2 protein-coding genes (1 of these 2 running past the window's edge) are annotated in these 10,866 nt (G+C 70.1%); both read left to right on the plus strand.

The window, feature by feature from the left end; all coding sequences use genetic code 11:
- On the plus strand, positions 1-10,203 hold the 3' portion of the coding sequence (locus tag HNV26_RS23515) for a non-ribosomal peptide synthetase (RefSeq protein ID WP_171443515.1). 3,228 nt of this gene lie to the left of the window's left edge; only the last 10,203 of its 13,431 coding nucleotides appear in the window; its start codon lies beyond the left edge, outside the window; its stop codon occupies positions 10,201-10,203.
- Positions 10,200-10,664 carry a DUF2269 family protein gene (locus HNV26_RS23520; protein ID WP_141592659.1) on the plus strand — a complete coding sequence of 155 codons (465 nt, stop codon included), beginning with the start codon at positions 10,200-10,202 and terminating at the stop codon, positions 10,662-10,664. Before HNV26_RS23515 ends, HNV26_RS23520 begins: the two co-directional genes overlap by 4 nt.
- Positions 10,665-10,866: the final 202 nt, after the last annotated feature.

Consider the following 10,866-nt stretch of genomic DNA (forward strand, 5'->3'; position numbering starts at 1 on the left):
GCGCTCGGAGGGGACAGCGCGGCGTACAACGTCCCGTTGGTGCTCCGGCTCCAGGGGACGCTCGATGGCAGCGCGCTCGCAAGGACGCTCCAACTCCTGGTTGAACGCCATGAGGCGCTCCGGAGCACCTTCCACGACCGTGGCGGTACGCCCGTCCTGCGAGTCCAGGCACCTGCCGCCTCCGTGCTCGTAAGTGAGGACGTCTCCCCTGCCCTCCTCGACGCACGCATCGCCGAGGAGGTCGCCGCGCCGTTCTCGCTGACGGACGGACCGCTCTTCCGTGCGCGGCACTTCCGGCTCGCACCCGACAGTCACGTCCTGGTCCTCAACCAGCACCACATCATCGCGGACGCCTGGTCCGTCGGGGTCCTGCTGCGCGAGTTCTGCATCGTTTACGCCTCGCTGGTGAGCGGCACGGAGCCGGCCCTGCCCGCGTTGCCCATTCGCTACGCGGACTGGGCCGCATGGCAGCGGCAGCGGCTGGAATCAGGACGTCTAGACGAGAGCGTTGCCTTCTGGCGTGACGCCTTGAAGGACGCCCCGCCCGTCCTTCCGCTTCCCACCGACCGTCCGCGACCGGAACGGCAGCGGTTCCACGGGAAGACCCATGGCTTCGTGCTGGAAGCGCCACTGGGCCAACGGCTCGAAGCGCTCTCCCGGAGCTCGGGCGCCTCGCTGTTCATGACCCTGCTCGGCGCCTTCGCCGCGTACCTCGGGCGCATCAGCGGCCAGGAGGACGTGGTGATTGGCTCGCCTGTCGCCAACCGCGACCGGCACGAAACGGAGGGTGTGGTCGGGTACTTCCTCAACACGCTCGCGCTCCGCGTCGACCTGTCTGGAGACCCGACGTTCTCCGAGCTGTTGCTGCGCGTCCGCAAGATGGCGCTCGATGCCTACGCGCACCAGGACGTGCCCTTCGAGAAGCTGGTGGCCGCGCTCGAGCTGCCCCGTGGACTTGCGCACAACCCGCTGTTCCAGGTGATGTTCGTCCTCCAGGGTCAGAGCGGTGGCGAGCTCCAACTCCCCGATGTTCGCGCCGAGATTCAAGCGCCGGCGAGCTCGACGTCGAAGTTCGACCTCACCTTCTTCGTGGAGCCGCGTGAGGGCGCGCTCGCCTGCAGCATCGAGTACGACACGGACCTCTTCGACGCGGACCGGATTGACCGGATGGCCGCGCACCTCGGCCGGCTGCTCCAGGCCATCGCCGAGGAGCCCGAGCTCCACACCTCAGAGCTCCCGCTCTTGTCCAACGAGGAGCGGCGTCTGTACGCCGACCTCAACCGCACCGAGCGCAGGTACACCGGCCGCACCCTCCCCGAGTTGTTCGAGCGTCAGGCCCAGAAGACGCCTGACGTGGTCGCGCTGGAGCACCAGGGCGAGACGCGGACCTACCGCCAGCTCCATGAGGCCGCGGAAGCCCTGGCCGACCGGCTGGGCGCATGGGGCGTGGGCCCAGGGGTCCGGGTTTCCATCTGTCTGGACCGCTCCATCCATGCGCAGGTCGCCCTCCTCGCGGTCCTCAAGGCCGGTGGCGCCTATGTGCCGCTCGATCCGACGTACCCCCCTGAGCGCCTTCGCTACATGCTGGAGGACGCCAAGCCGCGCGTCCTGCTCACGGAGAAGAAGTACAGCGAGCTGCTCCCGTCACAGGGCCTGACGCAGGTCCTGCTGGATGACGCGGAGGCGCCTGCCACGAAGACTCCGCGGCCCCGGGTGGAGCCGCATCATCTGGCCTACGTCCTCTACACGTCGGGCTCGACGGGCAAGCCCAAGGGCGTGGCCATGCCGCACCGGGCACTGGTCAACCTCATCGAGTGGCAGACCGAACACGCCCGCCCCCTGCGCACGCTCCAGTTCGCGCCGCTCAACTTCGACGTGTCGTTCCAGGAGACCTTCTCCACCTGGTGCTCGGGTGGCACGTTGGTCCTCATCGATGAAGGCACGCGACGCGACCCAGACGCGTTGGCCGACTTCCTCGATGCGGCGCGCGTCCAACGCCTCTTCCTGCCGGCCGTAGCGCTCCACCATCTGGCACAGGCCGCGCTGCGCACCGAGCATCGCGTTCCGGGGCTCACGGAAGTCATCACCGCGGGAGACCAACTCCGCATCACCGAGCCCATCCGCCGCTGGTTCCAGGAAGGTGGCAAGCGCCTTCACAACCACTACGGCCCCACCGAATCGCATGTGGTGACGGCGCTCGAATTGGAGGGCGACCCGCGGCATTGGCCTGGGCTGCCGTCCATCGGGCGGCCCATCGCCAACGCGGCGGTCCACGTGCTCGACGCGAACCAGCGTCCCGTCCCGGTGGGCGTGCCCGGAGAGCTGTACCTGGCGGGCACGTGCCTCGCCGACGGCTACCTGTCACGGCCGGACCTCACCGCCGAGCGCTTCGTCGACCTGCCCCTGTCTCCCCCTGTGCGGGCGTACCGGACCGGGGACCTTGGCCAGTTGACGGTGGAGGGGCGCATCGAGTTCCTCGGCCGCGCGGACGACCAGGTCAAGATTCGCGGCTTCCGTGTGGAGCCCGGCGAGATTGAGCGCGCCCTGTGTGCCCACCCCGATGTCCGCGATGCGGTCGTCATCGTCGACGGGGACGCCACGCGCGAGAAGCGACTGGTGGCCTACGTTGTCCCGGAGACGGTGCGGTTGGCCGAGCTGCCCGACTTCCTCGCCAGGGACCTGCCCGAGTACATGGTTCCCGCGCTGTTCGTGCCGTTGCCCGAGCTGCCCCGGACGCCCAGTGGCAAGGTCGCGCGCCGTGCGCTCCCCGCCCCCGTCGCGCCAGCTCAGACCGAGAGCCCGTCGGAGCCGCCTCGCACGCCCACGGAGGCGACCGTGGCACGGGCCTTTGAGCAGGTCTTGGGACGCGGCGTCGTCGGGCGGGACCAGGACTTCTTCCAACTGGGTGGGCACTCGCTGCTCGCGATGCAGGTCGTCGCGCGGATTCGCGGTGACGTGGACGCTGCCTTCCGCGTCTCCGACCTCTTCGAGAATCCGACCATCGCCGCCTTGAGCCGGGTGCTCGATGCTCGCCGGGGAAGCCAGACGCTGACGCTTGCCCGGATTGAACCGGCGCCCCAGGGCGCCGCCATTCCGCTGTCATTCTCCCAGGAGCGGCTCTGGTTCCTGGATCAGCTCTACCCCGGCACCGCGGCCTACAACCTGCCCATGGCGCTGCGGCTGACAGGCACATTGGACGTCAGCGCCTTCCAGGAAAGCCTGTCCGACATCGTCCGGCGGCACCCCGTGCTCGGGATGCGCTTCGTCGAGCGAGATGGCCACGTGTGGCAAGAGCCGCGAGCGAACCAGGACGTTCCGTTCGAGCAGGTCACCCTGGGAGAGACCTCTCCCGAGGCACTCCGCCTGCTCATCTCGGAGGAGGCCACGCGACCGTTCGACCTGACGAACGGCCCGCTGTTCCGCGCGAAGCTGTTCCGGCTCGACGAGGCGGCACACGTCGTCGTCGCGACGATGCATCACACCGTCGGTGACGGCTGGTCCATCAGCGTGCTCGTGCGTGAGCTCTCCCAGCTCTATGCCGGACGTGTCTCCGGCCAGCCGGTGACGCTGCCCGAGCTCCCCGTCGACTATCGGGACTTCGCGTACCAGCAGCGGCGGCACCTCCAGGGCGAGGTGCTGGAGCAGCGGCTCGACCACTGGCGGAAGAAGCTTCATGGCGCGCCGTCGGCGCTGGACCTGCCCATGGACCGGCCTCGTCCTCCCCGGACGAGCATGCGCGGAGCCACCGAGCGCATCGCCCTGGGCAAGGCGCTGAGCGAGGCCATCGAGGCCCTGAGCCTGCGCACGGGTGGAACCAGCTTCATGGTCCTCATGGGCGGCTTCGCGGCCTACCTGGCGCGCATCACCGGGCAGGATGACATCGTCATCGGCACGCCCGTGGCCAACCGCGACCGCGCGGAGCTCGAGTCCCTGATTGGCTTCTTCGTCGGGACGCTGCCACTGCGCATCGACCTGTCCGCCAATCCGACCTTCGAGGAGCTCGTCGCGCGCGTCCGTGCCTCCGCGCTAGAGGCCTACGCGTACCAGGACGTTCCCCTGGAGAAGATCGTCGAGGCGCTCGGGGTCGAGCGGAACCTGAGCCACGCCCCGCTGTTCCAGGTGATGTTGATGCTGCAGAACACCCCGGAGGGCCACCTGAGCCTTCCGGGGCTGGCGCTGGAGCCCATCGACCTGGAGATCGAGAGCGCGAAGTTCGACCTCACCTTGAGCTTCGAACCCACGCGCGAAGGGCTGTCCGGCGTCATCGAGTACAGCACGGACCTCTTCGACGCGGACCGCATCGAGCGGATGGTCGCCCACCTCCAGGTGCTCTTCGCCGACGCGGTGGCGCATCCGGAGAAGCGGTTGTCCGAGCTCGCGCTCCTCCCCGAGCAGGAGCGCGGCGTCGTCGCCGCGTTCACCCAGGGGCGCGTGGTGGCGCCCACCCGCCACGTCCCGGCCCACCGGTTCGTCGAGGAACACGCGGAGCGAACGCCGGATGCCATCGCGCTCGAACTGGGGTCAGAGCGGCTCACGTATGGCGAGCTGAACCGCCGGGCCAACCGCGCCGCGCACCAGCTCATCGCGATGGGGGCCGGCCCGGAGAAGCTGGTGGCCCTGGCCGTGCCTCGGTCGTTCGAGATGCTCATCGGCCTGCTCGCCATCTGGAAGGCGGGAGCGGCCTACGTCCCGCTCGACCTCTCGTACCCGAAGGAGCGGCTCGACGGCATCCTGGAGGACTCGGGCGCCGCGCTCATGGTGAGCACCCATGCGGCGGAGCAGAAGTGGCGCGCGCCGCAGGTGCGGACGCTCTGGCTGGACGAGCCCGCGGAGGCCGCGCCCACCGGCAATCCCGACAGTGGCGTTCGCATGGAGAACGCCGCCTACGTCATCTACACCTCGGGCTCCACGGGCAGACCCAAGGGCGTGATTCTGGAGCACCGGGGGCTCGCGAACGTCATCGAGATGCAGCGGCACGAGCTGGGCGCCGACGCGAGCTGCGTCATGCTCCAGTTCTCCTCCATCTCGTTCGACGTCTCGGTCTGGGAAATCGTCATGGCCCTGACCAACGGGGGCCGGCTCGTGGTGGCCCCCGCGGACACGCTGCTCGCGGGCGATGAACTGGCCAAGGTGCTGCTGGCTCACGGCGTCACGCACATGGTGCTGCCTCCGACGTCGTATGCGGCGCTCCCCACCGACCGCGAGTACCCCTCGCTTCGGATGCTGACGTCCGCGGGAGAGGCCCTTCCGCCAGAGGTCGTCCACACGTGGGCGCGGCCCGGCGTCCAGTTCGTCAACGCCTATGGCCCCACCGAGGTGTCCATCATCAGCACGCTCGGCCACTGCCGGCAGGACGACCCGGGTGCTCCGCCCATCGGGCGCCCCGCCCTCAACCTGGAGGGGTACGTCCTGGACCGCCACGGCGCACTGCTGCCCATTGGCGTCCCGGGTGAGCTGCACATCGGAGGCGTCGGTGTCGCCCGCGGTTACCTGAACCGCGAGGAGCTCACGCGCGAGAAGTTCATCCCGCATCCGTTCAAGCCCGACGCACGGCTGTACCGGAGCGGAGACCTGGTCCGCTGGCGCAAGGATGGCAACCTCGAGTACCTCGGGCGCATCGACCATCAGGTCAAGCTCCGTGGCTATCGCATCGAGCTGGGTGAAATCGAAGCGGTGCTCGCCTCCTACCCCGGTGTGGCGAAGGCCGTGGCCAACGTGCATTCCGCGGGCGCCCAGGGGGGCGTGAAGGCCCTGATTGCCTACGTCGTCTCGGCCCAGCCCGTGGATGTGCACGCGCTCCGCGAGTACGCCCGGAAGAAGCTCCCGGAGTTCATGGTGCCCGCGCAGTTCATCCGCCTGGAGGAGCTGCCGTTGTCGTCCAGCGGCAAGGTGGACAAGCGGCGTCTACCGCCGCCGCGCTTCGAGGCGTCCGCGAGCGAGACGCGCTTCGTGCCCCCGCGTACGCCCACCGAGCAGACGCTGGCGTCGCTGTGGGAGTCGCTCCTGGAGCGCCGTCCGATTGGCGCGGAGGACAACTTCTTCGACTTGGGCGGGCACTCGCTCCTGGCCGCGCAGGTCATGAGCCGCGTGCGCAGGACGTTCGGCGTCGACGTGCCCCTCTCCGCCATCTTCGAGCAGCCGACGCTGACGGCACTGGCGGCGGTGATTGCCGCCAAGGAGGCCGCACCCCAGCTTCCGCCGCTGGTCCGGCTGACGAGCCCCGGGGACCGGCCCCTTTCGTTCGCGCAGGAGCGACTGCGATTCCTCGCCGAGCTCGAAGGACAGAGCGCGGCCTACAACATCCCCATCGCGTTCACGTTGCGCGGTTCGCTGGACGAGGCCGCGTTGCGACGGAGCCTCCAGCGCGTGCTGGAGCGCCATGAGGTCCTCCGGACGAACTTCCCGCTCGTCGACGGTCTGCCGGTGGCCCGGGTGGCCGACGCGGTGCTCACGCTGACCACAGAGGACCTCCGCCACGCTGGCGCGGCGAGCCTCGACCAGCGACTGGTCGAGGAGTCCGCCCGGCCCTTCGCGCTGGACGTGGGCCCCGTGGTGCGCGTGCACCTGTTCAAGCGCGCGGACGACGAACACGTGCTCCTTGTGGCCATGCACCACATCGTGTCCGACGGCTGGTCCTTCGGCGTGATGATGCGTGAGTTCTCCGCGCTCTACGCCGCGGAGGTCCGGGGCGAGCCCCTGGCGCTTCCGGCCCTCCCCATCCAGTACACGGACTACGCGGCGTGGCAGCGGAGCTGGCTCGACGGCCAGGCGCGGGAGCATCAACTCGGCCATTGGCGCAAGGCGCTCGCGGGTGCGCCCGCCGTCCTGGACCTGCCTACGGACAGGCCCCGGCCCGCGGTCCGGAGTCACCGGGGTGCCACCGAGCCGTTGTCGTTGGCGCCCGACGCGGCCCAGGCCCTCACCTCGCTCTGCCGTGAGCAAGGGGTGACGGCCTACATGGCATGGCTCGCCGCCTTTGGCGCCTACCTGGGCAGGGTGAGCGGGCAGGACGACGTGGTCATCGGCTCACCGTTCGCGGGCCGCCGCATCGCGGAGACGGAGCCGCTCATCGGGTTCTTCGTGAACTCGCTGCCCCTGCGCATCGACCTGGGCGGCGAGCCCACGTTCCTCGAGCTCCTCCAGCGCGTCCGCCGCCAGGTGCTCGACGCCCATGAGCACCAGGATGTCCCGTTCGAGAAGCTGGTCGAGGTGCTCAAGCCGGAGCGCGTGCTCGGAACCAGTCCGCTCTTCCAGGTGATGCTCGCGTACCAGCAGACGCACACCGCGAAGATGGCGCTGCCGGGCCTGGAGGCCACCCCGGTGGCCATCCCCAGCGGCGCCGCCAAGTTCGACCTCACCTTGACGCTGTCCGAGACGGCCCAGGGTTTCGAAGGCGTGCTGGAATACGACCGCGACCTCTTCGACGCCTGGCGCATCCAGGCGATGGTGCGCCAGTTGACGGGCTTCATCACGCGGCTGGCCGCTGAACCGCGGTCGAAGGTCGTGGATGTCGACCTGCTGAGCGCCGAGGAGCGTGCCCGGCTCACGCCTCGCACACCGGAGGCGGCACCGACACTGCCCGCCGTGCACGAGGTCATCGCGGCCCAGGCGGCGAAGACGCCGGCGGCCATCGCCGTCGAGGCCGAGGACGGCACCGTCACCTACGCGGCCCTGGAGGCTCGCGCGAACGCCGTTGCCCAGGCGCTGGTCCAGCGCGGCGTCACGCCGGGAGCACTGGTGGCCCTCGCCGTGGAACGCTCCGTGGGGATGATGGCGGGGCTGCTCGGCATCCTCAAGGCGGGCGCGGCCTACGTCCCGCTCGACCCGGCCTACCCCCGCGAGCGACTGACGTTCATGCTCGAGGACAGCGGCGCGCGGGTGGTCATCACGCAAGCGCACCTCACCTCGCGGTTTCCGGGGACCGACGTGGTGGTGCTCGGGGAGGACATGCTGGAGTCGTTCGAGCCACGGAGCGGCGCGCTGGCGTACTGCCTGTTCACCTCCGGCTCGACAGGGCAGCCCAAGGGCGTGCTGATTGAGCATTCCGCGCTGGCCAACCACATGGCGTGGATGGACGACGCCATGCCGCTGGCTCACGAGGACCGGGTGCTCCAGCGCACGTCGCTCAGCTTCGACGCCTCGGTCTGGGAGCTGTTCGCCCCGCTGATGGTGGGTGCCCGGCTGGTGCTGGCGCCGCATGGCCTTGGCGCGGATACGGAGCACCTGGCCCGCGTGCTGCGCGAGCGAGACGTCTCCGTGCTCCAACTGGTGCCCTCGCTGCTGACGGCCCTGGTGGAGGAGCCCGGCTTCGCGAACCTCCCGGCGCTCCGGCGCGTCTGCGTGGGTGGAGAGCCCCTGCCCTCCGCGACCGTCGCCACGCTCTTCAACCGTTCGAAGGCGGAGGTGTGGAACCTCTACGGACCGACCGAGGCGACCATCGACTCGCTGGCGCACCGGTGCCTGCCCGGACAGGTGGGCGCGCACGGCCCGACCGAGCCCATTGGCCTACCCATCCACCGGATGGAAGCGCTCATCCTGGATGGCAGGCTTCGCCCTGTCCCGGAGGGTGTCCCCGGAGAGCTCTATCTCGCGGGGCCCGGCCTGGCGCGCGGCTACCTCAACCGCCCGGAGCTGACGCAGTCGCGCTTCATCGAACACGCCTTCCCCGGAGGCCCGACGCTGCGCATGTACAAGACGGGTGACGTGGTCCGCCGGCTGGCGGATGGCACGTTCCTGTTCGTGGGCCGCGCCGACCGGCAGGTGAAGCTGCGTGGGCATCGCATCGAGCTGGGCGAGGTCGAAGCCGCCATTGCCCGGCACCCGGCGGTGCGTGAAGCCGTCGCGCTGGTGCGCGGCACGGGTGGAGACGCCCGGCTGGTGGCCTTCGTGGTGCCCCATGCGTCCGCGCAGCCCCCCGAGCCCACCGAGCTCCGGAGCTTCGTCGAGCAGCAGCTCACGGCGAACATGGTGCCTGGGCAGTTCGTCCTCCTGGACGCGCTGCCGCTCGCACCCAACGGAAAGGTCGACACGCGGGCGCTGAGCGCGATGGAGCTCGCCGACGCACGCGTCACCGCCCTGGAGGGTCTGCCGCGTGATGCCCTGGAGCTGGAGATGGTCCGGCTCTTCGAGGACGTGCTCGGGGTGCGCGCCGTGGGCATCCACGACAGCTTCTTTGACCTGGGCGGCCACTCGCTGCTGGCGCTCAAGATGAAGCTCGCGGTGGAGAAGCGTCTGGGCCGCCCGCTTCCGCTGGTGTCCCTGTTCAGGAACCCGACGCCCGCGCAGCTCACGACGGTCCTCCGGACCGAGAACGCGGCCCCCTCTCCGCTGGTGCCGCTCACCCCCGAAGCCCACGCGCTCATGGCCGGCGCGACGAACGCGAACCAGACGCCGGTGCTCTACCTGGTCCCCGGTGGAGGCTCGACGCCGTTCTACCTGTTGTCCCTCGCCAGACACCTGGCAGGCGTCGCCGTGTTCGGCCTCCAACCCCAGGGCCTGGATGGCGACGTGCCGCCCCACGAGACGGTGGAGGCCATCGCCGCGTGGTACGCGGACGCAATCCTGGCCATGCAGCCCGAAGGGCCCTACTCCGTCGGTGGACACTCCATGGGCGGACACATCGCCTACGAGCTGGCCCAGGAGCTCAAGGCCCGCGGGCGCGAGGTGGGCGTCGTCGCCATGCTGGACACCCTGGCACCCTTCCCCGACGTCACCCGGCCGCAGGGCGAGGGCTGGGACACGGCGCAGTGGATGCTCCACCTCGCCGGCATCATGGAGGCGTTCTTCAACGTGAAGATCGACCTCGCCCTGCCCGAAGTGCGCGCCATGGGTGAAGCCGAGCGGCTCCAGTTCTTCGTCGCACGGCTCCAGGCCGCGGCGGTCCTCCCCGAAGGCGCGCAGCCCGTCCACGTGCAGGGCATCCTCAACGTGGCGCGGGCCCATGACGCCCTGAACTACCGGCCCCGCCGTGGACAACCGGTGCCCGTGGCGGTGTTCCGCGCGGAGGACCGCAGTGGCCCCAGCACGGCGGCGCTCGACGCGCTCGTCCAAGACGGCACGCTCGGCTGGAGCCAGTTGACGCAGCAGGTCTGCTCGGCCTACCCCGTCCCTGGCACCCACCTGTCGCTGCTCCGCGATCCGCACGCGGCGGTGCTCGCCCAGCACCTGCTCGCGCTCATCCCACGTCCGGCACCCGCCCCATGAACGTCCACAACGTCCTGAAGCTCCTGCACCTCATCGCCGTCGTGGTGTTCCTGGGCGACATCGTCGTGACGGCCGTGTGGCGGTTGCTCGCGGACAGGACGCGCGAGCCCCGGGTGATTGTCTATGCCCTGCGGCTGGTGCAGTTCACCGACAAGTACCTGCTGGTGCCCAGCGTCTTCGCGCTCGCCGCCACCGGCATGCTGCGCGCGCACCTCCAGGACATCCCCCTGTGGACGAACCCGGCGCTCGCCGCGGGACAGGTCTGCTTCATGCTGTGCGGCATCGTCTGGCAGCTCACGCTGCGCCCCATCCAGGCGCGGCAGCTGGCCATGGCCGAGGCGCTCGGCGACACCGGGGCCTCGTTCGACGACTACCTGCTGCTCACGCAGAAGTGGTTCCGCTGGGGCATCCTGGCCATGGCGCTCGCCTTCGGCTCCATGGCGCTGATGGTCCTCCACTGACACGCGAAAGGGAGCCCGCCCCAGTGGCGCGAGCTCCCTTCCTGGACTTCACGGCGGGCCGGAGCCGCCGCCTGGCCTCAGCCGCTCAGAACCACTTGGGCGACGGGCGACGCGGAGGAAGCGGGGAGGCCTCGGGGGCCTTCGCCGGAGCCTGCGCCACCGCGGGACGGCCGCCACCCGAACCCCTGGAGCCCCCCTGGCC

This window comes from Myxococcus xanthus (assembly GCF_013116825.1).
Lineage (GTDB): Bacteria > Myxococcota > Myxococcia > Myxococcales > Myxococcaceae > Myxococcus > Myxococcus xanthus_B.